24 protein-coding genes and 1 pseudogene are annotated in these 25,240 nt (G+C 58.6%); 10 read left to right on the top strand and 15 right to left on the bottom strand.

Features of this window, described 5'->3' with window-relative positions; all coding sequences use genetic code 11:
- Window positions 1-119 precede the first annotated feature (119 nt).
- Window positions 120-272, bottom strand: a pseudogene (locus IM303_RS20390) (ketopantoate reductase C-terminal domain-containing protein); the annotation flags it as partial.
- Window positions 273-719: 447 nt separating this feature from the next.
- Between IM303_RS20390 and IM303_RS20385 the strand changes: the two are divergent.
- The 3 genes from IM303_RS20385 to IM303_RS20375 are packed head-to-tail and all read left to right on the top strand — an operon-like array spanning window position 720 to window position 2,009.
- Window positions 720-1,211, top strand: coding sequence for an Hcp family type VI secretion system effector (locus IM303_RS20385; protein WP_193360205.1), 492 nt, complete (start codon window positions 720-722; stop codon window positions 1,209-1,211).
- A gap of 10 nt (window positions 1,212-1,221) precedes the next feature.
- Window positions 1,222-1,578 (top strand): tlde1 domain-containing protein, encoded by a 357-nt coding sequence (locus tag IM303_RS20380; RefSeq protein WP_045325586.1) that lies wholly within the window; start codon window positions 1,222-1,224, stop codon window positions 1,576-1,578.
- Window positions 1,575-2,009 (top strand): hypothetical protein, encoded by a 435-nt coding sequence (locus IM303_RS20375; RefSeq protein ID WP_045260731.1) that lies wholly within the window; start codon window positions 1,575-1,577, stop codon window positions 2,007-2,009. Before IM303_RS20380 ends, IM303_RS20375 begins: the two co-directional genes overlap by 4 nt.
- A gap of 53 nt (window positions 2,010-2,062) precedes the next feature.
- Here IM303_RS20375 and IM303_RS20370 read toward each other — a convergent pair whose 3' ends face one another.
- Window positions 2,063-2,953 carry an oxidoreductase gene (locus IM303_RS20370; RefSeq protein ID WP_048998947.1) on the bottom strand — a complete coding sequence of 297 codons (891 nt, stop codon included), beginning with the start codon at window positions 2,951-2,953 and terminating at the stop codon, window positions 2,063-2,065.
- Window positions 2,954-3,058: 105 nt separating this feature from the next.
- Between IM303_RS20370 and IM303_RS20365 the strand changes: the two genes are divergently transcribed.
- Window positions 3,059-4,180 carry a YbdK family carboxylate-amine ligase gene (locus IM303_RS20365; RefSeq protein ID WP_048998948.1) on the top strand — a complete coding sequence of 374 codons (1,122 nt, stop codon included), beginning with the start codon at window positions 3,059-3,061 and terminating at the stop codon, window positions 4,178-4,180.
- On the opposite strand, the gene IM303_RS20360 is transcribed toward IM303_RS20365, so the two are convergent.
- The 3 genes from IM303_RS20360 to IM303_RS20350 all read right to left on the bottom strand — a co-directional run bounded on the left by IM303_RS20360 (window position 4,131) and on the right by IM303_RS20350 (window position 11,131).
- Window positions 4,131-7,265: an efflux RND transporter permease subunit gene (locus IM303_RS20360; RefSeq protein ID WP_193360204.1), complete on the bottom strand. Its 3,135-nt coding sequence runs from the start codon at window positions 7,263-7,265 to the stop codon at window positions 4,131-4,133. The two genes, IM303_RS20365 and IM303_RS20360, sit on opposite strands and share 50 nt — an antisense overlap.
- Window positions 7,266-7,274: 9 nt before the next feature.
- On the bottom strand, window positions 7,275-8,339 hold the full coding sequence (locus IM303_RS20355) for an efflux RND transporter periplasmic adaptor subunit (protein WP_192971446.1): 1,065 nt from the start codon (window positions 8,337-8,339) through the stop codon (window positions 7,275-7,277).
- Between the two features lie 83 nt (window positions 8,340-8,422).
- On the bottom strand, window positions 8,423-11,131 hold the full coding sequence (locus tag IM303_RS20350; RefSeq protein ID WP_192986381.1) for a cation-transporting P-type ATPase: 2,709 nt from the start codon (window positions 11,129-11,131) through the stop codon (window positions 8,423-8,425).
- 488 nt (window positions 11,132-11,619) lie between these two features.
- On the opposite strand from IM303_RS20350, the gene IM303_RS20345 reads away from it, so the two are divergent.
- Complete coding sequence (locus IM303_RS20345) at window positions 11,620-11,868, top strand: DUF1158 domain-containing protein (protein ID WP_041910998.1); 249 nt, start codon at window positions 11,620-11,622, stop codon at window positions 11,866-11,868.
- A 56-nt stretch (window positions 11,869-11,924) separates the two neighbouring features.
- Here IM303_RS20345 and IM303_RS20340 read toward each other — a convergent pair whose 3' ends face one another.
- Complete coding sequence (locus IM303_RS20340) at window positions 11,925-12,266, bottom strand: RamA family antibiotic efflux transcriptional regulator (protein WP_028012253.1); 342 nt, start codon at window positions 12,264-12,266, stop codon at window positions 11,925-11,927.
- A gap of 32 nt (window positions 12,267-12,298) precedes the next feature.
- Window positions 12,299-13,402, bottom strand: coding sequence for a RomA family MBL fold metallo-hydrolase (locus IM303_RS20335; protein ID WP_048960930.1), 1,104 nt, complete (start codon window positions 13,400-13,402; stop codon window positions 12,299-12,301).
- A gap of 190 nt (window positions 13,403-13,592) precedes the next feature.
- On the opposite strand from IM303_RS20335, the gene IM303_RS20330 reads away from it, so the two are divergent.
- From IM303_RS20330 to nfsB, 3 genes are all read left to right on the top strand, one after another.
- Window positions 13,593-14,183: a TetR/AcrR family transcriptional regulator gene (locus IM303_RS20330; protein ID WP_028012251.1), complete on the top strand. Its 591-nt coding sequence runs from the start codon at window positions 13,593-13,595 to the stop codon at window positions 14,181-14,183.
- Window positions 14,173-14,541, top strand: coding sequence for an MmcQ/YjbR family DNA-binding protein (locus tag IM303_RS20325; RefSeq protein WP_028012250.1), 369 nt, complete (start codon window positions 14,173-14,175; stop codon window positions 14,539-14,541). Before IM303_RS20330 ends, IM303_RS20325 begins: the two co-directional genes overlap by 11 nt.
- Before the next feature lie 120 nt (window positions 14,542-14,661).
- The gene (nfsB, locus tag IM303_RS20320) at window positions 14,662-15,315 is read left to right on the top strand and encodes an oxygen-insensitive NAD(P)H nitroreductase (RefSeq protein WP_047367650.1); all 654 of its coding nucleotides are present in this window, start codon (window positions 14,662-14,664) and stop codon (window positions 15,313-15,315) included.
- Window positions 15,316-15,342: 27 nt separating this feature from the next.
- Here nfsB and IM303_RS20315 read toward each other — a convergent pair whose 3' ends face one another.
- The 4 genes from IM303_RS20315 to IM303_RS20300 form a co-directional block, all read right to left on the bottom strand.
- Window positions 15,343-15,945: a hypothetical protein gene (locus IM303_RS20315; RefSeq protein ID WP_045260722.1), complete on the bottom strand. Its 603-nt coding sequence runs from the start codon at window positions 15,943-15,945 to the stop codon at window positions 15,343-15,345.
- A 78-nt stretch (window positions 15,946-16,023) separates the two neighbouring features.
- Window positions 16,024-16,311, bottom strand: coding sequence for a helix-turn-helix domain-containing protein (locus IM303_RS20310; protein ID WP_028012247.1), 288 nt, complete (start codon window positions 16,309-16,311; stop codon window positions 16,024-16,026).
- On the bottom strand, window positions 16,292-16,621 hold the full coding sequence (locus IM303_RS20305) for a type II toxin-antitoxin system RelE/ParE family toxin (RefSeq protein ID WP_028012246.1): 330 nt from the start codon (window positions 16,619-16,621) through the stop codon (window positions 16,292-16,294). The genes IM303_RS20310 and IM303_RS20305 overlap by 20 nt, the downstream gene beginning before the upstream one ends.
- Window positions 16,622-16,759: 138 nt before the next feature.
- Complete coding sequence (locus tag IM303_RS20300; RefSeq protein WP_193360203.1) at window positions 16,760-17,629, bottom strand: helix-turn-helix transcriptional regulator; 870 nt, start codon at window positions 17,627-17,629, stop codon at window positions 16,760-16,762.
- Between the two features lie 107 nt (window positions 17,630-17,736).
- On the opposite strand from IM303_RS20300, the gene IM303_RS20295 reads away from it, so the two are divergent.
- Window positions 17,737-19,173, top strand: a complete 1,437-nt coding sequence (locus tag IM303_RS20295; RefSeq protein WP_048998955.1) for an MFS transporter — start codon at window positions 17,737-17,739, stop codon at window positions 19,171-19,173.
- Window positions 19,174-19,238: 65 nt separating this feature from the next.
- Window positions 19,239-20,483: a mechanosensitive ion channel family protein gene (locus IM303_RS20290; RefSeq protein ID WP_041911005.1), complete on the top strand. Its 1,245-nt coding sequence runs from the start codon at window positions 19,239-19,241 to the stop codon at window positions 20,481-20,483.
- Here IM303_RS20290 and IM303_RS20285 read toward each other — a convergent pair whose 3' ends face one another.
- From IM303_RS20285 to IM303_RS20270, 4 genes are all read right to left on the bottom strand, one after another.
- Window positions 20,484-21,455, bottom strand: coding sequence for a LacI family DNA-binding transcriptional regulator (locus tag IM303_RS20285; RefSeq protein ID WP_049001024.1), 972 nt, complete (start codon window positions 21,453-21,455; stop codon window positions 20,484-20,486).
- 75 nt (window positions 21,456-21,530) lie between these two features.
- Entirely contained in the window at window positions 21,531-22,673 is a 1,143-nt protein-coding gene (locus tag IM303_RS20280) for a Gfo/Idh/MocA family protein (RefSeq protein WP_193360202.1), read from the bottom strand.
- Window positions 22,666-23,691: a sugar phosphate isomerase/epimerase gene (locus tag IM303_RS20275; RefSeq protein WP_193360201.1), complete on the bottom strand. Its 1,026-nt coding sequence runs from the start codon at window positions 23,689-23,691 to the stop codon at window positions 22,666-22,668. Before IM303_RS20275 ends, IM303_RS20280 begins: the two co-directional genes overlap by 8 nt.
- 15 nt (window positions 23,692-23,706) lie before the next feature.
- A complete protein-coding gene (locus IM303_RS20270) occupies window positions 23,707-24,942 on the bottom strand; it encodes an MFS transporter (RefSeq protein WP_193360200.1) in 1,236 nt (411 codons plus the stop codon).
- Between the last annotated feature and the right edge of the window lie 298 nt (window positions 24,943-25,240).

Genomic DNA, 25,240 nt, shown 5'->3' with positions numbered 1-25,240 from the left:
CCCTTCCTCTCTATCGGCCCGCCTCCACTCTCAGGTATGAATGCGTTTATCATTTTGTTTAGAAAAGCGATGGGCAGCACGGCCGCCCATTACTTTGCCGAATGGAAAAACAGCGGCCGTTAGCCCGGCCCCTCGCTCCCCGCCGCCAGCAGCGGCACCACCACGTCGCTGATGGGCACCGCAATGCCGTGTTTGCGGCCGTAGCGCTGGATGACGCCGTTGCGGATATCCCACTCCATCTGGCGATCCGCCTGACGGTCGGCCAGGAATGACAGCATAAAAGATCTGCACTGGCAGCTAACCAGACGGCTATATAAGCATCGGAAGTAAGATTTTCTGCTTAACCTCTTTAACCGTTTCAGGCATGTCGCTAGGGATTTGCGGGTATTCTGACGAACCGTTATGAGCTTTTAACCAATCAATAAATCGTTAAATAGATATAAACCTAATAACAACCCAAATATTTATTAGACTTTCAATCAATATTTACTTAATTAATACTTAAGTAAAACCACGGCATTAAACATTAATAAATTTTCCAGTTTCTAACCGTAAGATCCCACATTTTCTTAATTTATATCAACGAAAATGCAGATCATTTCATATCCAAATCGTACAAAAATTGACGACCCACTTTATAAGCGCTAGCGTCACCATGGTTACCTAACCAACTTAACCAAAAGGCTTTTTCAGGATTTTTTAAATGGAGTTTTATACAAATGGCTATTCCCGCTTATTTATGGCTCAAAGACGACGGTGGTGCCGACATCAAAGGCTCTATCGATATACATGGTCGTGAAGGAAGTATTGAGTTAATCGCACTGAACCACGGCGTAATGCAACCCACGGACAAGCATAACGGCAAAGCAACAAGTCTTCGCGTCCATTCCCCTTATTCTTTCGATAAAGAGATCGACGCCTCCAGCCCCTATTTGTACAAGGCTGTCAGCACAGGTCAGAAGCTAAAATCCGCAGAGGTAAAGTTTTACCGTATCAACGATGCCGGCCAGGAAGTGGAATATTTTTCCACCCTTATGGAAGGAGTGACGATCGTCAGCGTCTGTCCAATGATGCTTGACGTCAAAGATCCTGACTATGAGAAACATAACCATCTTGAGCTGGTAGAACTGCTGTATGAAAAAATTACCTGGCGCTATGTCGACGGTAACATCATGCATTCTGATAGCTGGAATGATCGCAAAACGGCATAAGGAGAACGTTATGGTATGGAAGTATGAGCAGTCTACCGGCAAGATGTATAAAGACGGCAAATTAATTGAAACCGGATATTCCGGTGCTCTTACGAATAAAAACAACCCGGACCGTCAGCATGTAAAGGGACTGGGGCCACTGCCTCGCGGGACATATAAAATCGCGGGTCATTCGAATTCAAAAGGACCAATTACAATCATCCTTGAGCAAACCTCCGGAGAGAGTTTTGGTCGCTCAGAATTCCGCATTCATGGTGACCACAAGTATGGTCCAGCCGGGTTTGCATCAGAGGGGTGCATCATTCTCTCACTGTCAACGCGACGTAAAATCCTTCGTGACGGCGGTGACCTTGAGGTCGTGCGATGAAATACCCTATCGTACTCCTGCTATGTACGCTCGCCGTCCCAGCCATTGCAGCCAGCACTGACTGGTCATCAGCACTTAATGGAATCGCCTCTGGTGATGCACACTGGATTGAGCAAGCTCCTACCCTGTCTGCTACGGCTGACGTCAAGCAGGCGCAACAGCTGGAGGACGCCTTAGCCGCAGCGCTCATAACAAACACGAACGCAACGCTGAAAGCGCTCCGCGCCATTGACGCCGGAAAGTGGCCGCACATGGTAGGCAGCGATATTGTCTGCACGCCGCCTTTAGAGAAATCCCCCGAAGAAATCGACGCGTTCTATCAGCGTACCCGCCGGGCGCTGCTGGAAACGTTTGAGGGTGCTCAGTGCCTCTGGATCCTGGAGGCAACCATGGAAGAGTTGAAAGCAGAGAAAGCCCGTCAGGCTAAGTAGAGACGCTACCCGGCGCACAACGGCCGGGTCTTTCCTTCACTCCAGACCCAGGCTCACCCCGGCCCCTCGCTCCCCGCCGCCAGCAGCGGCACCACTACATCGCTGATGGGCACCGCAATGCCGTGTTTTCGGCCGTAGCGCTGGATGACGCCGTTGCGGATATCCCACTCCATCGGGCGATCCGCCTGGCGGTCAGCGAGAATCGACGTACCCAAATCCACGGGCGCGCGTTGGAAGTTCGCCAGGATCTCCTGCGCCACGTCATCGTTCAGCTTCGCCCCTTCAGCGCGGGCGACGGTCAGCCCTTCGCGCAGGTAGGCCAGCGCCAGCTCGCTGACATCCTCGCGCCTGAACATCCCGGCGCGGCGGTTGGCCAGCACCATTAGCCCGGCGACCGCGTTTTGCAGCAGCTTGCGCCAGGCGACGGTGGCAAAATCTTCCGAGAGCTCAACCGCGCAGCGCGTATCACGAAGCGCTTCGACCACCCGCTGCGCCTGGGGCGCGTCCGGTAGCGTCAGGCGCGGTTTGGCGCGCAGCCAGACGGAGGCATCCGGCTCGCGCTGCGCCGGGAACCAGACCACCGACGGCAGCACCGTTGCGCCACTGACCAATGGCTCAAGCTGCGCCTTCTGCTCTACGCCGTTTTGCAGGGCGCAGACTACGGTCTTTTCATCGCACAGCGCGCGCAGCCACCCGGCGCTGTCGGAATTTTGCGTCGTTTTTACCGCCACAAAAACAAGATCTGCGGGGCGCGTGATGACGGTCGGATCGGTGAATACCGGACCGGGCACAACCGTTTCCCCCTCGTCGTAACGCAAACGCAGCTCAGGATGCGCGGTGCGTCCGCACAGCAGCGGCGTGCGGCCCGCGTCATGCAACACCGCGGCAATGGTGGTGCCAATCGCACCAGGACCAATCAGCGCAATGGTTGGATGGTCAGACATGAGTCACTCCCCTTTTGCTAAGCCTGCTATCAGTTATACCACCCTGAGACGAGCGCGCCACACCCGTTGTCTATACTCAACACACAACAGACAACGGAGTGCGCCATGCCTTTACCTGATTTCAAATCCTCTGAACCGTTCACCCTCGGCATCGAACTCGAACTGCAGGTGGTTAACCCGCCGGGCTACGATCTGAGCCAGGACTCCTCTGCCCTCATCGCCGCCGTCAAAGACGACATCAAAGGCGGTGAAGTCAAACACGACATCACCGAAAGCATGCTCGAAATCGCCACCGGCGTGTGCCAGAACATTGACCAGGCGGCGGCGCAGTTCTCGGTGATGCAGCAGAGCATCCTGCGCGCGGCGGCGGAGCAGCACATCCAGATCTGCGGCGGCGGGACGCACCCGTTCCAGAAGTGGCAGCGTCAGGAGGTGTGCGACGACGAGCGCTATAACGTCACGCTGGAGCGCTTTGGCTACCTGATTTTGCAGGCAACGGTGTTCGGACAGCACGTGCACGTCGGCTGCCGGACCGGGGATGACGCCATTTATCTCCTGCACGGCCTGTCGCGCTTCGTGCCGCACTTTATCGCCCTGGCGGCCGCCTCGCCGTACATGCAGGGCACCGACACGAAGTTCTCCTCGTCGCGGCTCAATATCTTCTCCGGGTTCCCGGATAACGGCCAGATGCCGTGGGTTAACAGCTGGCAGGAGTTCGAGGGGCTTTTCCGACGCCTGAGCGCTACCAGCATGATCGACAGCATTAAAGATCTGCACTGGGACATCCGCCCCAGCCCGCATTTTGGCACCGTTGAGGTACGGGTGATGGATACCCCGCTGACGCTCGGCCACGCGATTAACATCGCCGGGCTGATCCAGGCGACGTCCCACTGGCTGCTGACCACGCGGCCCTATAAGCATCAGGAGCGGGATTTTCTGCTGTACCGCTTTAACCGTTTTCAGGCGTGTCGCTACGGGCTGGAGGGGGTTCTGACGGACGTGCATACCGGCGAGCACAAAACCGTGGCGGAGGATACCGCCTGGCTGCTGGAGCAGGTTGCGCCGTCGGCCGAGAAGCTCGGCGCAACGAGCGCAATTAATGAAATTGCCCTGCTGTTAAAGCAGGGCAAGAGCGAGGCGCAGCGCATGCGGGACTTCATCGCCGACGGCGGCTCGCTTATTTCTCTGGTGCAGAAGCACTGCGAGCTGTGGGCGACGAATCCGTAAGGCCGTGGCCCCACTCGCGCAGGCGCTGAAACAGCACGAACAGCGCGGGGATAAACACAATCCCTACCACGGTTGCCACCAGCATGCCGCTGAACACCGTGGTGCCAATGATGCGGCGGCTCTGGGCACCCGCCCCGGTCGCCAGCATCATCGGCAGAACGCCGATGATGAACGACACGGCGGTCATCATCACCGCGCGGAAGCGGCGCGATGCCCCTTCCCGCGCGGCATCGACAATCGCCATCCCGTCCATCCGCCGCGCGCGGGCGAACTCCACGATAAGAATCGCGTTTTTAGCCGCTAACGCGATCAGCAAGACCAGACCGATCTGCACGTACACGTCGTTGGCGTAGCCCGCCAGCCACAGCCAGACCAGCGCCCCGCCGATGGCGAACAGCACCGAAAGCATCACGCTCGCCGGGAGCGTCCAGCTCTCGTACTGGGCGACGAGGAATAGCCACGCCATCACCACCGCCGCCAGCACAATCCATACCGCCTGGTTGCCGGTCTGCTGCTCCTGATACGACATGCCGCTCCAGGCGTAGTCGTACCCGGCAGGCAGGCTCTGCGCCAGAATTTCGCCCATCGCCGCCATCGCGGTGCTGCTGCTTACCCCTTCCGCTGCCGAACCGCTTACCGATACCGACGGGAACTGGTTGTACTGCTGAATAAATGGCGCGCCGACGGTCGGCGTGATGGTGACGAGGTTGCTCAGACGCACCCGCTCGCCGCTGTTGCTGCGCACGAACAGCTCGCTGATTTGCTCCGCGCGCTCGCGCCACTGCATCTCGTTCTGCATCACCACGTGGTAGACGCGGTTGTTGACGCTGAAATCCCCGGCGCGCGTGCCGCCGAAGGCGGTTTGCAGGCTGCTGAAGATGCGCGACACCGGCACGTCGAGGCGAGCCGCACGCTCGCGGTCAACGGTCAGCGTTAGCTGCGGCACGTTGCTGCTCCAGGTGGTGAACACGCGGCTCAGCTGCGGATGCTGGTTGGCTTTTGCCAGCACCTCACGCGTGACGCGCTCCAGCTCCGCCGGGCTCTGCCCCGCCTGCGCCTGAATGCGCAGGTCGAAGCCAGAGGCGTTGCCCAGCCCCGGCAGCGTCGGCGGCGCGAAGGTCATGATGGTCGCTTCCGGCAGGGCCAGCAACTGGCGCTGAAGGGTGCCCATCACCTCATCCAGCGGCGGGCGCTCGCTCCAGTCCTTCAGCATGATGGAGATAAACCCGCCGTTCGACGCGCTGGTACCATTGAGGATGTTAAACCCGGAGACCTGAATGACGTCTTCCACCGCCGGGTTTTTAGCAATCAGCTCGCGCGCGGTAGCCATCACCGCTTCGGTGCGCTCCAGCGAGGCCGCTTCCGGCAGCTGGACGCTGGCGAAGAAGTAGCCCTGATCTTCCTGGGGCAGGAAGCCCTTTGGCATCGACATAAAGCTGAACGCCACCACCGCCGCCGCGCCTGCGGTGGCCAGCAGCGCCAGCCACGGACGCCGGTTGAATACGCTCACTATCCGGGTGTAAAGCGTGCGCGTGGCGTCCAGCCCACGGTTGAACCCACGGAAAATGGCGGCAGGCTTCGCCGGACGCGGGCGCAGTAGCATCGCGCAGAGCGCGGGCGTCAGGGTCAGCGCCACCAGGCTTGAGAGCGTGACGGCGGTGGAGAGCGTCACCGCGAACTGGCGGTACAGCTCGCCCACAATTCCCGGCAGGAGCGCCACCGGCACAAACACCGCCAGCAACACCAGCGTGGTGGCAATCACCGGCCCGGCGATCTGGCGCAGCGCCAGCGCGGTCGCCGCCGTGCGGCTCTGCCCTTCCGCCATCAGGGTTTCGACGCTCTCAACCACCACGATGGCATCATCCACCACCATGGTCAGCGCCAGAATAATGGCGAACAGGCTCAGCGTGTTGGCGGAGTAGCCGAGCGCGTAGAGCACCGCAAAGGTGCCCACCAGCGACACCGGAATGGCGAGGGCGACAATCAGCGTCGCGCGCCAGCTTTGCAGGAACAGAGAAACGACCACCACAACCGCCAGCATGGTCAGCGCCAGCGAGACGCCAATCTCTTTAATGGTGGCGGCAACGAAGGTAGTGGTGTCGAATTTTACCTCGTAGACCAGGTCGTCCGGGAAGCGCGTCGAGAGACGCTCCAGCTCCGCGCGCACCGCGTCGGCCACGCGCAGGGCGTTGGCGGACGGCGTTGGGTAGATGCCAAGGTAAGCAGAGTCGTGCCCGTTCAGCTGCGCGCCGGAGCTGTAGCTGCGCGAGCCGAGCTCGATGGCGGCGACGTCCTTCAGGCGCACCAGCTGGCCCATCTCGCCCGCGCGGATAATGATGTCGGCAAAGTCGTCGGCCTGGCTTAAGCGCCCCAGCCCGTTGATGGTCAGGGTCTGCTGCTGGCCGTTGAACACCGGCGGCGTGCCCACCTGACCTGCCGCCCCCTGCACGTTCTGCTCGCGCAGCGCCTGCGCCACGTCATCGGTGGTCACGTTCAGGGCGTTCATGCGGTCCGGACGCAGCCAGATGCGCATGCTGTAGTCCCGCGCGCCAAACATCTGCACCTGTCCCACGCCCGGCAGACGCGACAGCGCCTCGCGCACCTGGGTGCTGGCGTAGTTGCTGACAAACAGCGGCGTGTGGGTGTTGTTCGGTGAGTAAAGGCTTACTCCCATCATCAGGTTGGTGGCGCGCTTGCGCACCTGTACCCCGTTTTGCTGTGCCTCGGTCGGCAGCTGCGCCACGGCCTGCGCCACGCGGTTTTGCACGTCGATGGCGGCGAGGTCCGGATCGGTCCCTGCCGCAAAGGTGATGTTCAGGCTGTAGCTACCTTCATCCGAACTGGTGGACTCCATATAGAGCATGTGATCCACCCCGTTAAGCTGCGTCTCCAGCGGCGTGGCGATGGCCTCCGCCACGTCAGCCGAGCTGGCGCCCGGCCAACTGGCAGAGACATTCACCACCGGCGGGGTGATCTGCGGGTACTGCTCCACCGGAATGATCCTCAGCGCGATCGCCCCCAGCAGGGTGATGACCAGCGCAATCACCATCGCGAAGCGCGGGCGTTTGATAAAAAACGTCAGCATGATGGCTCCTTAATTGAGTATCTGGACGGCAGCGCCGGGCTGCACGCGCTGCGCGCCGTCGGTAATCGCTCGCTCACCGGGCTTCACGCCGGAGGCAATCTGAAACTGCTGGCCGATCTGGCCGGCCACGTTCAGCGGGCGCCTTTCGGCGTTGCCGTCGGCGTTAACCACCCAGGCGAAGAACCCGTCGCCGCTCTGCTGAACCGCAGCGGCAGGCAGCGTCAGCACCGGCTGCTCGCTCGCCGGACGCAGATAAACATTCACGTTGCCGCCGGGCAGCAGCTGATGGCGCGGGTTAGCAAACTCGGCGCGTAGCATCACGCTGGCGGTGCGCGGATCGATGCGGTTGTCCACGGAGGTGAGTTCCCCGCCGACGCGCTGGCCGTTGCTGTCGATCAGCGCCTGCCAGGCCTGCTTCATGGCGCTGATATCCGCGTGCTGTCCGGCTTTGGTGGCAAACGCCCCCTCCTCCAGCGCAAAGGCGATGCGGACGGGATCGAGCTGCACCACCTCCACCAGCACGCCGCTGGCAGGATTCACCAGGCTGCCCACGTGGAACTGGCTGTGGCCCACGCGACCGTCAATCGGCGAGGTGATGCGGGTGTAGTTCAGGGTGACGCTGCGGGTGTCGAGCCGGGCTTTGGCCTGCTCCAGCGCGGCGCTCGCCACATCGCGCTGCATGCGGGCATTGTCCACGTCGTGACGGCTGATGGCGTTGCTGCTGCCCAGGCTTTCGAAGCGGGAAAGCTGCTGCTGCGCCTGACGCAGCGTGGCTTCAGCGCTTCTCACTTCGGCCTGCGCCAGACGCAGGGCAGCACGCGGCTCGGCGTCGTCCAGCTCAAACAGCACGTCGCCTTTTTTCACGTACTGCCCGTCGCGGAAGTTGATTTTCGTTATCACGCCTTCCGTGCGCGCGCGCAGTTCAACGGTGTGAATGGCTTCGATGCGGCCCGGGATCTGGCGCTCGGCGGCATGGGCGGTCTGCTCCACGGTGGCGACGCGAACGGGGACCGCGGCGGCGAAGACGGGTTGCAGGGTACTGACAAGAAGGGCGAACAGGAGTGGAAGTTTCATGGGAGTACCTCAGCGTTGTTTCTCCCCTCTCCCCGGCCCTCTCCCCAAAGGGGCGAGGGTTAGGGTGAGGGGTAAGATTTTCGTTATGCAGCCTTACGGAACCTGCGGGTCAGTCGCTTCTCGATTTCGACGACGAAGAACATCACCCCAGCCACCGCCAGCGTCACGAACCAGTAGCGCAGCGGCAGCGCTTCGGTGCCGAACAGCATCTGCATAAACGGCAGGTAGATAATAGCCGCCTGGAGCAGGAACAGTACGCCCGTCACCAGCCAGATCCCTTTGTTCGCCAGCAGGCCGCGGTTGAGGGAGAACCCTTCGGTGTTGCGGCAGTTAATCATGTACACCCACTGGGCGCAGACCAGCATCTGCAGCAGCACGGTGCGGATGAACTCCGCGCTGTGGCCACGCGGGGCCAGCCAGGCTTCCAGCGCAAAGGCGGCGATGGCAATCATGGTGCCGACGAAAGCCACGCGCCACACGGCGTAGGCGTCCATCACGTGCTGCCCGGTCTGGCGCGGCGGGCGGCGCATGATGTTGCGCTCGGCGGCCTCAAAGGCCAGGCCGAAGGAGAGCGTGGCGGAGGTCGCCATGTTCATCCACAGAATCAGCACCGGCGTTAGCGGAATGATGTTCCCCGCCAGCAGCGCAATCACAATCAGCAGCCCCTGCGCCAGGTTGGTCGGCATGATGAACAGGATGGTTTTCTTCAGGTTGTCGTAAACGCGACGCCCCTCTTTCACCGCGCTGGCGATGGTGGCGAAGTTATCGTCCGTCAGGACCATGTCCGCTGCCTCTTTGGTGACTTCCGTGCCCTTAATGCCCATCGCGATGCCGACGTCCGCCTGGCGCAGCGCCGGGGCATCGTTTACGCCGTCGCCGGTCATGCCGACGATCTCGCCTTTATCCTGCAACGCTTTCACCAGGCGCAGCTTATGCTCCGGGCTGGTACGGGCGAAGATGTCATACTTCACCGCCGCTTCCGCCAGCTCGGCGTCGTCCATTTTCTCCAGCTGATAGCCGGTGACCGCCTGCTCGCTGTTGCTGATCCCCAGCATCTGGCCGATGCTCATCGCCGTCTGCGGGTGATCGCCGGTGATCATCTTGACGCGGATCCCCGCCTGCTGGCAGGCGTTAATCGCATCAATCGCTTCCGGGCGCGGCGGATCCATCATTCCGGCGATGCCGAGGAAGATCAGGCCGTGGCTCAGGTCGTCGTGCGTCAGCTCCTGCCCGCCGTTCGCCGGCTTGAACGCCGCGGCGACCATGCGCAGCCCCTGACGCGCATAGCGCTCCATCTCCGTTTCCCAGTACGCACGGTTGAACGCTTGCGCACCGTTACGCGTCTGCTGCTGGTTGCACAGGGCGAAAATGACGTCCGGCGCGCCGGTAATCAAAATCTGCTCCTCACCGCCAATCTGGTAGTGGGTGCTCATGTACTTGTACTGAGAATCGAACGGAATCTTGTTAACCAGCGTGGTCACGACCGGCTCGAGGTGGGCCTTGGCCGCCAGCACCTTCAGCGCGCCCTCGGTTGGCCCGCCGGTGATGCCCCACAGGCCACGCTCGTCCTGAATCAGCTGGCTGTCGTTGCACAGGTCAACGGTGCGCAGGTACTGCTCCAGGACGGTGCCCGGCTGGACCTGCACCGGCTCATCGCTGCCTTCCAGGTAGATATTGCCTACCGGCTCGTAGCTGTTGCCGTCCACGCGGTAGCAGACGTCGGCGGTGATGATGGCTTTTACCGTCATCTCGTTCATGGTCAGGGTCCCGGTTTTATCCGAGCAGACCACGGTCATCGCGCCCAGCGTTTCAACCGTCGGCAGCTTGCGGATAATCGCCCGCTTGCGCGCCATCGCCTGCACGCCCAGGGAGAGGATGATGGAGATAATCGCCGGCAGGCCTTCCGGTACGGAGGCGACCGCCAGGCTAATCAGGGAGAGCAGCAGCTCGCCCATCGGGATCTCGCGGAACATCAGGCTGAAGACGAACAGCGCGGCCATCATCGCCAGAATAATGACGAAGATGGCTTTACCCAGCTTGTCCATCTGCACCAGCAGCGGGGTACGGTGCTTTTCGATGCCCGCCATCATCTGGTTGATGTGGCCGAGCTCCGTATCCTTACCGGTGGCAATGACCACGCCGATTCCGCCGCCCGCGCTCACGGTCGTTCCTGAGAAGACCATATTGGTGCGGTCGCCCAGCGGTAATTCGCCGCTCAGCGGATTCGTGTGTTTATCCACCACGGTGGACTCACCGGTGAGAATCGCCTCCTCCACGCGTAAATTATGCGCCTCGATTAAACGCATATCCGCCGGAATACGATCCCCCGCGCGCAATACAATAATATCGCCCGGAACTATTTCCGTCGTCGGTATAGTTTCATGGTTGCCGTTACGAATAACGCGCGCCTCACTGGAAAGCATATTGCGAATACTCTTCAGCGATTTTTCCGCGTTGCTTTCCTGAATATGGCCAATTAGCGCATTGATGACCGCCACGCCCAAAATTACCAGCGTATCGACCCAGTGACCCATTACCGCCGTTAATACCGCGGCGGCCAGCAGAACGTAAATCAGCACATCGTTAAAATGGGCCAAAAAACGCAGCCAGGCGGGTTTACCTTTTTTCTCCGGCAGCGCGTTCGGCCCTGTTTTTTGCAGACGCGCCTGCGCCTCTGCACGATCCAGACCGCTGGCCTGGCTCTGCACGTGGGTAAGCACCTGCTCTGCGGTCTGCTGGTATGCCAGCCCGCCGGAAGGCGGCACGTTTGGGGAGTATTTTTTTTCGGTCATCATATTTTTCCTTCAATATCCGGTGAACAGAAGCCTGAATTCCTTTCTGGCTTAAATAAATTGATTATAAAGTCTTGCGGGTAAAATTGATCTACCGCAATATATTTACCACTGGGTTATTCAAAATTGATTAAAATTATTTCGACGAGCTGATTTTTACAAAATATTTCTAAACCAATCCTAAACGAGGGGGAACCATGTTTGGTATTTATCGCGGACGGCGCCTGGCGTTATACATTGTCGCAGCCATTGTTATTGCGACGTTAATTGGATATAGCACCTATATGTTTGTAAAATTATTTTCGTGATGCAGACATTTATTTACATAGCGCGATATTAATTTAATCATCAGGATTAAATTATTCTCCTTCCGCGCATTATTCTTCGGGGGAAGGAATTATTTAATTAAAAAAGGGCCGACGGGTTGATATTGCTTTACGTTAAAGGATGCCGGACAATGACATTTTTAACTGACGATTAACATTACGATGAAACACCCGTTGGAATCGCTGCTGACTGCGGGGGGCATTTTATTGATGGCCCTGATCTCTTGCTTACTGCTACCCGCGCCGTCGCTGGGTCTGGTGCTGGCGCAGAAGCTGGTTCAAACCTTTCATATGGTCGATCTGAACCAGCTCTACACCATTTTGTTCTGCGTGTGGTTTTTACTGCTCGGCGCTATCGAATTCTTCATCCTGCGTTTCGTCTGGCGCCGCTGGTTTTCACTGGCGTCGTAGGCCAATAAAAAAGCCGGGTAGCAGCGATGCCTTACCCGGCCTTTGTTTCGTCAATTTCAATGCGCCCGACTATGGTTCTCTTTGCGGTAAGCCCCGGGCGGCTGATGGAAGGTGCGGGTAAAGATGCGCGTAAACGTCTGCTGCGATTCAAAGCCGTAGCGCAGGCAGATTTCGTACACGCGCTCGTCAGATTCACGCAGATCCCGCGCCGCCAGCAGCAGCTTGCGCTCGCGGATGTAGCGCCCCAGGCTTTCGCCTTTGTACTGCATAAACAGCCGCTGTAAATGCCACTTGGAGTAACCCGCGTGGCGGGCGATCTCTTCGATGCGTAGCGGCTGGTGTAGGTTGTCATCGATCCATTCGACAATCGTATCAATGACCTGAGCGGAAATCGTCATGCTGCTCTCCCCTTCTGTTTCTTGGTTCAACATTATTCCCACCACTCACGAAATTGTTGCGTGCTATCGCTCACCCGGACCGGCTCACCGAGTTCCGGCGTCAGCAGCCGATAGTTTTTGTCCTTGCTGGCCCGCGCCAGCTGGATCAGCGGATCGTTCCAGGTGTGTTTCGCCAGCACGAAGCGTCCGTTATGCCCCGGCACCACCGCTTTCGCATTGAGGTCCGCCGAGGCCTGCGCCGTTTCATCCGGCAGCATGTGGATGTACTTCCAGTCCTGGTCGTACTGGCCGTTTTCCATGATGGCTAAATCCACTTCGCCAAACTGCTCGCCGATGGCCTTAAAGTGCGGGCCATAACCGGAATCGCCGCTGTAATAGACCTTCTGCTCTGGCGTGACAAACATGAAGCTGCCCCACAGGGTCTGGTCACGCTTAATGCCGCGCCCCGAGAAGTGGCGCGCGGGCAGGACATGAACCGTCAGCGCATCGCTGATGTGCACCGACTGGTTCCAGTCCCGTTCGTCGATAATCTCAGGCTTCATTCCCCAGTAGCGCAGGTGGGATCCCACGCCGAGCGGCGTAACGACGCGCTTCACCTTCGGCAGCAGCGCCCGGATGGTGGCGTAGTCCAGATGATCGTAGTGATCGTGCGAGATAATCAGCAGGTCGATTTCCGGCATGCTCTCCGCGCGCCACGGATACTCTCCCGCAAACGCTTTATTGAGGAACGAGAACGGCGCGGCGTAGTTGCCGAGGACCGGGTCGATCAGAATGCGTTTTCCCGCCAGCTGCATATACCACGAGGAGTGGCCGAGCCACACCAGCGTATCCTGCTCCAGAGGCAGGCTCGCCAGATCGGTTTTCACCAGCGGCAGCGGCTGCGCCGGACGAGCGTTTTCGGTTTTACGGGTCAGGAACTGCCACCACGCCACCAGCATGTTTTGCTGCCCGGTAAAGCCAGGCGTCGGGAGCGCGTTGTGGAACTTCCCGTCGCGATAGTGCGGAGAAGCCTCCACTTCGGTGAGCTGCGCACCCTGCGGCGGCTGGCCAAATCCGGCATTCAGAACAAACGGTAAACTCGCAGCTGAAGCAATAATCATGAGGAACACCACGCAGATGAAGAGAGGCTTTTTCATATCCTGACCCGATAACGCGCGCCATCCGATGGTTTACGCGAGGGAAACTTGATTATGAGTGAGTAAGCACTCATTATAGATGTGATGATAAAGTCGTCAAGACGTTTTCGATCTTTGACATTCCGCGTTGCAGCGTGTCAAAGCACGTGTTTCAATCAGGGTTTTTATAATTGAAAGGGGGAAAAATTTAGTGGCACGTCCGAAGAGTGAAGATAAAAAACAGGCCTTACTGGAAGCCGCGACGGTGGCATTTGCACAGTCAGGTATTGCCGCCTCAACGGCGTTAATTGCCCGTAATGCGGGCGTCGCTGAAGGCACGCTGTTTCGCTACTTTGCTACTAAAGACGATCTGCTGAATGCCCTTTACCTGCACCTCAAGCAGGATCTCTGCCAGACCATGCTGGCGAACCTCGATCGCACCCTCACGCTTCCTAAAGAGCATACCCGCAATATCTGGAACAGCTACGTGGACTGGGGGATTCGTAACCCCGTGGCGCATGCGGCGATCCGCCAGATTGGCGTGAGTGAAAAGCTGAGCGCTGAAACGGAACAGGCGGTGAAAGAGATGTTCCCGGAACTTCACGAGCTATGCCGCCGTTCGGTGCGCCCGGTGTTTATGTCCGATGAATTCAAAACGTTTGGCGATGCGCTTTTCTTATCGCTGGCGGAAACCACCATGGAGTTTGCCACCCGCGATCCGTCCCGCGCCACCGATTTTAAAGCGCTGGGTTTCGAAGCCATGTGGCGCGGGCTGGCTCAGGAGGATAACGATGGACAGTAAATCCCTGCAGGCGCACGCAAAACGCGTCGCGCTGGAGATGCCTTTCACCGAACACTGCTGGCCGTTTGGCCCCGAGTACGACGTGTTTAAGGTGGGCGGGAAAATTTTTATGCTGATGGCCACCGCGCACGGACGCCCCCACGTTAGCCTGAAATCCGACCCGGAAAAATCCCTGTTAAATCAGCAGATTTACCGTGGCGTTGAGCCGGGCTACCACCTCAATAAAAAACACTGGATTTCGCTCTACGGCACCGAGGACATCACGCCAGAACTGGTCGCCGACCTGATCGAGGATTCGTGGAACCTGGTCGTCGATAAGCTGCCGAAAAAAGACCAGAAATGGATACGCCCTGCCTGATTGTTCGTCTGTGCCGAACAGTATAACCGCTCGAATCGCACTTATCTTTTGCCGCTTCGCGCGGTAATCTGCTCTCCTTTCGCGCCCGCGCACGGGCGAATTTCATTACCAGGAGTAGTTATGGATATCATTTCTGTCGCCCTGAAACGCCACTCTACTAAGGCGTTCGACCCAACCAAAAAACTGACCGCTGAAGAAGCAGAGAAAATCAAAACCCTTCTGCAGTACAGCCCGTCCAGCACCAACTCCCAGCCGTGGCACTTTATTGTGGCCAGCACCGAGGAAGGAAAAGCCCGCGTGGCAAAATCCGCCGCGGGCACTTACGTGTTCAACGAACGCAAAATGCTGGACGCCTCTCACGTGGTGGTGTTCTGCGCGAAAACCGCGATGGACGACGCCTGGCTGGAACGCGTTGTCGACCAGGAAGAGGCCGATGGCCGTTTCAACACGCCGGAAGCTAAAGCCGCGAACCATAAGGGCCGCACCTACTTCGCCGACATGCACCGCGTGGATCTGAAAGATGACGACCAGTGGATGGCGAAACAGGTTTACCTGAACGTCGGTAACTTCCTGCTGGGCGTGGGCGCGATGGGTCTGGACGCGGTGCCGATTGAAGGCTTTGACGCGGCGATTCTGGATGAAGAGTTTGGCCTGAAAGAGAAAGGCTTCACCAGCCTGGTGGTGGTCCCGGTCGGGCATCACAGCGTGGAAGATTTTAACGCCACGCTGCCGAAGTCTCGTCTGCCGCTGAGCACGATTGTGACCGAGTGCTGATTCAAACGGGTCGCTGCACGCGGCCCGTTACGTTTTACTGATGACCAGCCTGCGGTGTGGATGCACATCGCGATCGCTTCCCCAGGCAAAGGCAATCCAGCGCTCTTCCAGCTCGGCGTAAGAGTTTACGGGCGTTAACGTCCATTCTTCTCCCACTGTACCGTCTGCCACGCTAATGCGATAGTTCATGGTGAACGCCCAGTCGATCATGCGCAGCCAGAACCGTTGTCCGTCCCCCGTTTGCTCGCTGTCGGAGACTACGATGTCGTATTCGCTGAGCACCCACTGGAAAAATAATTGCGGTAATCCGCTTATTACGCGCTGGTGGACGGCGCGCGGGGTGCGCCATACCATCACCTGCGTGGCGGCACCGTGGGGAAAGGTAATTTCTTTATGAAATGTAAGCTTCACGGCATACGCCGTATAAGGCTTACCGTCATCGGTAGTCACGAGACGATATTCATCACCATAACGCGATTTTAAAAGCCGGTATCCGACAGGCAGCAAGAACCCCGGCAGATGAAAATCCGCAGTACCCCGCGCCAGAAATGCTTCGGTATGTTCGACGTTTCGGGAGATAAGCCCGAGTTTTTGGCTGAACTCTGCGGAATCAATCATTAGTGGCGACATTAGTTGTTTCTCATCGCATAAGTATAGTCAACTTAACTTCCAATAGAAATCGCGTAAATTCAGCAAGTTGATTAAGCATCAATAGAGCGTAATCTGCGGATGCTTTATCCCGCACACCAGCGCATAACGCGTTAATGTATCGAGACTCGCCCGGGTAATATTCGCTTCCATTCTTGATACCGTTGGTGCGCTGACGCCCATCCGCTCCGCCACCTGGGCGCGCGTCAGGCCAGCATGATTGCGCCATTGCGCCAGCATCTCCCGCAAACGCTCCTTGCGCTCTTCTGCATCAAAGGAAGCCTGAACCTCTGAATCGCTTAACAGTTCAGCCCTGAGTTCATCCCAGTCAATAATCTTCTTGCTCATCCAACATCTCCTGTTGTCGCTTCAGTGCCAGACGAAGTTCAGCAGAGGGCGTTTTTTGCGTCTTCTTAACAAACACGCGCAAAAGAAAAATCGTCTTTTCCCGCTGGTAAACATAGATACCTCGGGTATGGATCAGCCCAACGGTCCTTATTTCAAACAGGCCATGCGGCAATGGTTTGCTGTCAGGTTCCCGAAGAGCCGTCGGGTTTAAACGCAATTTATCAAGCTGGCGAATCAGCTTCGCCTTCACCCCAGCAGGCAGTAAGAGAATCTCTTCCCTTACCGCCTCATGAACGATAAGTCTGAACACGATATTTCATCCTTGATGATATTAGCATATAAGGCAATTTGCATTAAAGGCTAATTTAGCTTTTCGTGTCCCACCTTACCCATTTTTAACAGGAAGAACCGGATCCGCTTCGATTCCCTGAAAGCGCCTCGCAAAAACTTATTTCCCCTGCCCGGCCAGCCATTCCATCGCCCTTTCCCCCGCCTCATCCACCGGGAGATACACCAGCAGCCGCGATCCGTTTCGTGGCGCGGAGTACCAGTACATCTGCTGCAGCGTAAAATCTCCCAGTTCTGGATGGGTAAACAGCTTGAGCTGGTTCTCCACGCCGCGCACGTCGTTGCGCTGGTGCCACAGGATTTTGAACTCTTCGGACACCGCGAAGAAGCGCGCCAGTTTGGCTTCCCACAGCGGGTCGCCCCGGTGCTCGGCCATCGCCGCGCGGAAATAGGAGACGAAAATCGGCAGCACGTCGTCGCGTCTGCCGAGACGCGCGCGCCACGCCGGATGGGTAAGGAACAGGTAAATACAGTTGCGGTCTTCCGGCGGGATGGCGTTGAAATCAACGCCCATCAGGTGCCCGAAGCTGTCATTCCACGCGACGATGTCGAAGTTGGGCTTCTGAATGCTGGCGGGTTTAGGCATCAGGGTATCGAGCAGGCGGCGCGTGCCTTCGCTGATGCCCTCGCAGCAGACCGCCTGCGGGGCTTCACCCGGCGGCAAGCCGGCGAGCACGAAAAGATGCCGGGCCTCGGTCGGGGTGCACTGCAGCGCTTTTGCGATGGCGGCCATCACTGCGCTGGAGGGGTTGACGTCTCTGCCCTGCTCAAGCCAGGTGTACCAGGTCACGCCCACGTCAGCGAGCATCGCCACCTCTTCCAGGCGCAGGCCAGGCGTGCGCCGCCGACCGCTGCGCGGCAGGCCGAGACGCTGGGGATCGAGGCTTTCCCGCCGGGCGCGTAAAAATGCCCCCAGCTGTTTTCGGGTGTCATCCTGAAGTGAGGTGACGGGTTCAGACATCAAGGTCATAAATCCCCCTGCATGGTAGTGCCAGTACCAGTATAAGCAAGAACTGGTACCCGTTTATCAGATGGTTGATGCTACGACCATCTGATGAATGACGCAATGGAGTTACCATGAATACGTCAGTTGTTTCACCGGGTCGCGCAGGCCTGATATTGCTGTTAACCGGCCAGATGCTGCCGATGATTGATACCTCAATCACCAACGTGGCGCTGGACGCCATCACCCACTCGCTGCATGCCACCGCCACCGAGCTGGAGCTCATTGTCGCTCTCTACGGCGTGGCCTTTGCCGTCTGCCTTGCGCTCGGCAGCAAGCTGGGGGATAACCTTGGCCGCCGTCGCCTGTTTATGTGGGGCGTGGCAGTTTTTGGGCTGGCCTCGCTGCTGTGCGGGATGGCGGGAAATATTGAACAACTGCTGGCCGCACGCATCGTTCAGGGCGCGGGGGCAGCGCTCATCATGCCGCAGATCCTCGCCACGCTGCACGTCACGCTAAAAGGTAGCGCCCACGCGAAAGCCATTAGCCTGTTTGGCGGCATTGGCGGGATTGCGTTTATCGTCGGGCAGATGGGCGGCGGCTGGCTGGTGTCGGCGGATATCGCCGGGCTGGGCTGGCGTAACGCCTTCTTTATCAACGTGCCGATTTGTCTGGTGGTGCTGGCGTTAAGCCGCCGCTACGTGCCGGAAACCCGTCGTGAAACACCGTCGCGCATCGACTGGACAGGCACCGTGCTGCTGGCCCTCATTCTTTGCTGCCTGCTGTTCCCGATGGCGCTCGGTCCCCAGTGGCACTGGCCGTGGTCGCTGAAGGTTATGCTTCTTGCCATTATTCCGCTGGCCTGGCTGATGGCGCGGAACGCGCGCAAAAAGGAGAGAGAGAATGCCCATCCGCTGATCCCGCCACGCCTGCTTCAGCTTCGCAGCGTTCGCTTTGGCATCGTGATTGCGCTGCTCTTTTTCAGCGTCTGGTCCGGGTTTATGTTCTGTATGGCGCTGACCATGCAGACCGGTCTGGGGATGGCGCCGTGGCAGTCCGGGAACAGCTTTATCGCCCTGGGCGTGACCTATTTTATCTCTGCCTGGTTCGCGCCACGGTTGATTGCCCGCTACAGTACCAGCACGATTCTGCTGACGGGTCTGGCAATTCAGATAATCGGCCTGCTGGCGCTCATCGCGACGTTCCGGATTTGGGGCGTAAACAACACCGCGCTGACGCTGGCCCCTGCCACCGGGCTGGTGGGCTACGGTCAGGCGCTGATTGTAAACAGCTTCTACCGCATCGGGATGCGCGATATCCAGCCTGACGACGCAGGGGCCGCAAGCGCCATTCTCAGCACGCTGCAGCAGGCCGCGCTGGGTCTGGGACCGGCCATTTTCGGGGCGATTTTGCTGCACGGGCTGCAGCATTACCACGGGGATTACGCGCAGGCGATTACCCTTTTCCTGGCGGTGGAAACCGGCCTGATGGTTATCCTGGCGCTGGCGACGCTGCGCATGCGTCATCGTCTCTGCCTGCCGGTAGTGAAGGTCTGTGAGGCCGCCAAATAACCCTGTGAATTTGCATAATAGATCCGCAGCCGCCATTATGGGGCTGCATCAATACAGGAGACGTTATGCAGGAATTAATTGCTCAGGTTGAAGAGTTAGGGATTGAAATTAATCACACCACCTCTTTAGTGATTATCTTTGGTATTATTTTTCTCACCGCCATCATTGTTCATTTTATTTTGCACAAACTGGTGCTGCGCGCATTCGAGAAACGCGCGCAGGCCAGTAGCCATTTATGGCTGCAAATCATTACCCAAAATAAATTATTTCACCGTCTGGCCTTTACCCTGCAGGGGATAATCGTCAACGTTCAGGCGGTACTGTGGCTGCAAAAAGGCAGCGAAGCGGCGGAAATACTCACCACCTGCGCGAAGCTGTGGGTGATGGTGTATGCCCTGCTCTCCTTCTTCTCGCTGCTGGACGTGATATTTAATCTGTCGCAAAAGATGGCGACCGCCTCGCAGCTGCCGCTGAAGGGGATCTTCCAGGGCATCAAGCTGGTGAGCGCTATCCTGGTGGGGATATTGATTATCTCCCTGCTGATCGGCCAGTCCCCGGCGATTCTGATAAGCGGTCTGGGTGCTATGGCCGCCGTCCTGATGCTGGTGTTTAAAGACCCGATACTCGGCCTTGTGGCGGGTATTCAGCTTTCCGCCAACGACATGCTCAAACTCGGCGACTGGCTGGAGATGCCGAAGTACGGCGCTAATGGTACGGTGACGGACATCGGCCTGACGACCGTTAAAGTACGCAACTTCGATAACACCATCACCACCATTCCGACGTGGGCGCTGGTCTCCGACGCCTTTATCAACTGGAGTGGGATGTCCGCCTCCGGCGGGCGACGCATCAAGCGCAGCCTGAATATCGATACCACCAGCATTCATTTTCTCGACGAGCAGGAGCAGCAGAAGCTGATTCAGGCAAAACTGCTGAAGCCTTATCTGGCCGCGCGCCATGAGGAAATTAGCCTGTGGAATCAGCAGAACGGCGAAGGGGAATCGGTATTAAACCTGCGCAAGATGACCAATATCGGCACCTTCCGCGCTTACCTGAATGAATATCTGCGTAACCATCCGCGTATTCGTAAAGATATGACGCTGATGGTGCGCCAGCTGGCGCCGGATGCCAACGGGCTGCCGATTGAAATATATGCCTTTACCAATACGGTAATCTGGGCGGAATACGAAGATATTCAGGCCGATATCTTCGACCATATTTTCGCGGTAGTGGATGAGTTTGGCCTGCGTATTCACCAGTCGCCTACCGGGAACGATATTCGCTCCCTGGCAGGCGTTATTGCCAGATAATCAGGTGCTGGCGCGGGAAATAAAGCGCCAGTCCATCATCACCCTTTCCGTGGGCGCATCCGGGTTGTCGATTTTGTTTAAGAGAAGATTGACCGCCTTGCGCCCGATATCGCGCGACGGCTGTTCGATGGTGGTAAGTGAAATCATGTCCGCCAGCTCCGTACCGTCAAAGCCGACCACGGCAATATCCTCTGGCACCCGCAGACCTGCCTGCTGAATGGCGCGCAGCGCGCCCGCCGCCAGCGTATCGGAAACGGCAAATACTGCATCCGGCGGATTATCTTTTAACAGGTTTTGCATCGCCGCCATGCCCGCCCCGGAGCTGAGATCGCTGGCATACTCCACCGCCTGATAGTCCAGATCCCGCAGGTGGAGCACGCTCTTGTAGCCGCGTTCGCGCAGGCGGGCATATTTGTAGCTGAGATCGTGGTTGATCATCGCGATACGCTTGCGGCCGCCGTCGGCCAGCTGGCTAACGGCATGCTGTGAAGCGTCCACATCATTGATGCCGACGCAGGAGACCGTGCCCGCATCGGCGTATTCGGCGCACTGCACCCACGGTGCAGAACCAATCAGCGCGGCAAGTTCCGGCAGCTTCGAGAAGGCGTCCATGGTGATAATGCCGTCGACGATTTTGCCTGAAAGCAGGCTCAAGCCCGAGCGGGAGCGCTCGATGTCCGAGCCGGAGTTGCATAGCAGAATGCGGTAGCCGTTTTTCTCCGCCTCGGCTTCGATGCCCTTCACCACTTCGGCGCAGAACGGGTTGGCGATGTTGGACACCATCACCAGGATCATATAGCTGCGGGCGGTGCGCAGCTGACGGGCGAGCAGATTTGGCTGGTAGTTGCTCTCCTGAATCGCCTGCAGAACGCGCTCGCGGTTTTTCGCCTTCACGGTGTCGCTGTTATTCAGCACGCGGGAGACCGTTGCCACGGAAACCCCGGCCAGCTGAGCGATTTTCTGAATTGACATAGCGACGATACATCCTGCGGTTAGCGTTTTGTGCAGGCTACCATAAATTTGTTGCCCGGCGAACCGGGCAATGCGTCAGCATTCCACGCGCACCCAGCGCTGCTGCTGATGGCTTTTCACAATGGCATCAATGATATACATCACGTTTGCGCCATCGTGAAACGTCGCAAACTGCGGCGTCTCCGGCATTGCGCCCGCCTGCACGGCGCGGTAGAACTGCGCCATCATATTTTTGAAGGCATCCGGCCAGCCTTCAATATGCCCGCCAGGGAAGTGGGCGCTGTCGGCTACGTCAGGGTTCATCAGGCCTGGATCGTCGGTGAGCGTCTGGTTGGCCTGCGCACGATGGCCGATCCACAGCTGCTGCGGCACCTCCTGGTCCCACGCCAGCGAGCGCTCGCTGCCGTTGATCTCAAACGTCAGGCGGTTTTTACGCCCGGCGCTCACCTGCGAGACGCTAAAGCAGCCCTTGCTGCCGTCGTCAAAGCGGAACAGCACCGAGCCGAAGTCTTCGGTCGTGACTGGTTTGTCTTCATACTCCGCCTGTTCGTCATGGGAGAAGGTTTGATTCCCGCCCTTGCTGGCCCTGCGCGTCGGCCAGACGATGGATAAATCAGCCATCACCTCGGTAATGCGCCGCCCGGTGACGAACTGCACCGTGTCGCACCAGTGGGAGCCGATATCCGCCACCGCCCGCGATGCGCCGCCGAGCGCGGCATCCACCCGCCAGTTGTAGTCGGTTTCCAGCAGCATCCAGTCCTGTAGGTAGCTGCCGTGTGAGGCAAAAATCCGCCCGAGGCTGCTTGCGCGCAGCATGCTCGCCGCCTGACGCACCATCGCAAACTGGCGATAGACGAAGCTCACGCCATGCACCACGCCCACCTGCTCCGCCAGCGCCACCAGCTCGCGCGCCTCCTCAGGCGTCATGCACAACGGCTTTTCGGAAAACACGTGCTTGCCCGCGCGCAGGATCTGGCGGTTAATCTGTGCATGCAGGTGGTTCGGCGTGCAGTTGTGCACCACGTGCAAATCAGGGTGCGCGAGCAGCTCCTCAACGCTGCCGTACGCGTGCGGTACGTTTAGCAGGCGCGCCTTTTCCTGCGCCTTAACGAGCGAGCCGTCGCACAGCGCGACCACCTGAACAAACCCGAGGCGCCTGAGCGCCTCGATATGTGCCGGGCCAATAAACCCGCTGCCGACGATCCCGACGTTAGTCATGACTGCCCCCTGCGGCGAAATCATCAAACGCCCGTCCGGAAACGGGAATGATATGGCGGCGGATAAATTCGCTGCCTTCGCGCGCGCCGGTATCGCCATCCTTCAGGCAGCACTCCCACTCCAGCACCGCCCAGCCGTCGTAGTCGTACTGGGTCAGCTTGCTGAAAATGCCCTTAAAGTCGATCTGCCCGTCGCCGGGCGAGCGGAAGCGTCCGGCGCGGTTGATCCACGGCTGGTAGCCGCCGTACACGCCGCTGCGCCCGCTGGGGCGGAACTCGGCATCCTTCACGTGGAACGCCTTGATGCGCGCATGGAAGATGTCGATAAAGGCCAGATAGTCCATCTGCTGGAGCAGCATATGGCTCGGATCAAAGAGGATGTTGCAGCGCGGATGGTTATCCACCAGCGCCAGAAAACGCTCGAAGGTCACGCCGTCGTGCAGATCTTCCCCGGGATGCAGCTCAAAGCAGACGTCCACCCCCTGCTCGCCAAAGGTATCCAGTATTGGCCGCCAGCGGGTTGCCAGCTCCTCGAACGCTTCCTGAAAACGCTGCTCGTTATGCGGCGGCCACGGATAGAAAAACGGCCACGCCAGCGAGCCGGAGAAGGTGGCGTGCGCTTTCAGACCTAATCTTGCCGAGGCGACCGCCGCCTGCTTCAGCTTCTCCGTGGCCCACGCCCGACGCGCAGCATCGTTACCGCGCACTGATGCGGGCGCGAAGTGGTCAAACGCGTCGCTGTAGGCGGGGTTCACCGCCACAAGCTGCCCTTCCAGATGGGTGGACAGCTCGCTGATAACCAGCCCGTGCGCGGCCAGCTTTGCGGTGATGTCGTCGCAGTAGGCCTGGCTCTCTGCGGCTTTCTCGACGTCAAAGATGTGCGGATGGTTGCAGGGGATCTGCACCGCCTTATAACCTTTACCTGCCGCCCATTCAGCCAGCCCGTCGAGCGAATTAAACGGCGCTTCTGCGCCAATAAACTGCGACAGAAAAATGCCGGGTCCTTTCATCGTCCTCATACCACCTCCTGAACGTTACGCCTTGTCATCGTCATACTTAAACGTGAGAAGGAAAATCAGCGCGATCGCCGCGGCCGCTACCGCCGGGATCCACCAGAATGTCACCCACGCCTGCGGCACGGCCTGCCCTGCCACCAGGCGGTTATAGAGCGCGCCGGAAATCTGCGAGCCAAGCAGCATGCCGATGCCATAGGTGAACATCACGATCATGCTCTGCGCCTGGCCTTTCACCTTTTCGCCTGCCACCCGGTCGGTGTAGATAAAGCCGACGACAAAGAAGAAATCGTAGCAGACGCCGTGGAGCAGAATGCCGAGATACAGCAGAATGCGCCCCTCCTCGCTGACGCCCAGCGCGAACATGGCGTAGCGCACAAACCACGCCAGCATGCCGATCAGCAGCATGATTTTCACCCCCAGGCGGCGGAACAGCAGCGGAATGACCAGCATGAAGAAGATCTCGGACATCTGCCCGAAGGACATGGCGGTGCTGACGTCGGCAATTCCTGCATCCGCCAGATACGAGGCGGTGTAGGCGTAATAGGTGCCGAGCGGGACGGAGATCAGCATCGCGCAGACGGAGAAGACGAAAAAGTGGCGGGTTTTGAGCAGCGCAAAGGCATCCGCGCAGAAGAGATCCCGCACCTTCACCGGCAGGCCTTTCGCGGGCGCAGGCGTGTGCGGCAGCGTCATGCTGTAAAGCGCCAGCAGCACGGAACTGGCCGCCGCTACCTTAAAGATGGTAACGCTGGACGCCACGCCGGTGACGCCGATGAAAATGCCCGCCACGATCCAGCCGATGGTGCCGAACACGCGCACCACCGGGAAGGTTTTATCCACGTTCGCCAGGCTATGGAACGCGATGTTGTTGGTCAGCGCCAGCGTCGGCATGTAGCAGAGCGTGTAGCCAAACAGCAGGCCAATCAGCAGCGCGCCGTTCTCGGCAATCAGCGCCCCCGGCACGAACCAGAGGATCGCCGCGCCCGCGAGGTGCATTACCGCCATCACCTTCTGCGAGGCGAAGAAGCGGTCCACCAGCATCCCGAGCACGAACGGCGAGAGAATGGAGGCGATGGGCCCGGCGGAGAACGCATCGCCAATCAGCAGAGACATGTTGTGCTGGGTCATCACCAGGCCGAGCGTGACCGACCAGCTACCCCAGATAAAAAATTGCAGAAACATCATCAGCGACAGCCGCGGCACCAGTAGCCGGTGCTGTGTTATCGCCTTTTCACTACTTTCAGTTGACACCATGATAAGCCTCACCCGGAAAAAGTAATCGATTACAAAACAGTTCAAATGAAAAGTAATCGATTACAAAATAAAGATCCTGTGGATCGTAGAAGATTTGGGAGGGGAGTCACGATAAAGATGAAGCAGTGTTTTGTAGGCCCGGTAAGCGCAGCGCCACCGGGCGTGAAGGCAGGTGCGGACTGGTTTGGTGCGGTCTGTTGCCCTCACCCCGGCCCTCTCCCACTGTACAGTCCGGGGACATGGTAGACAGGTGTTCGGGGACATGGTGAACACTTTTTAACATCCTTTACCCATGGTG

The sequence above is a fragment of the Enterobacter cloacae complex sp. P38RS genome, assembly GCF_014930775.1.
Classification (GTDB): domain Bacteria; phylum Pseudomonadota; class Gammaproteobacteria; order Enterobacterales; family Enterobacteriaceae; genus Enterobacter; species Enterobacter bugandensis.
The sequence above is the reverse complement of the archived record's forward strand: the minus strand, read 5'-3'. Positions and strand labels throughout refer to the sequence as shown.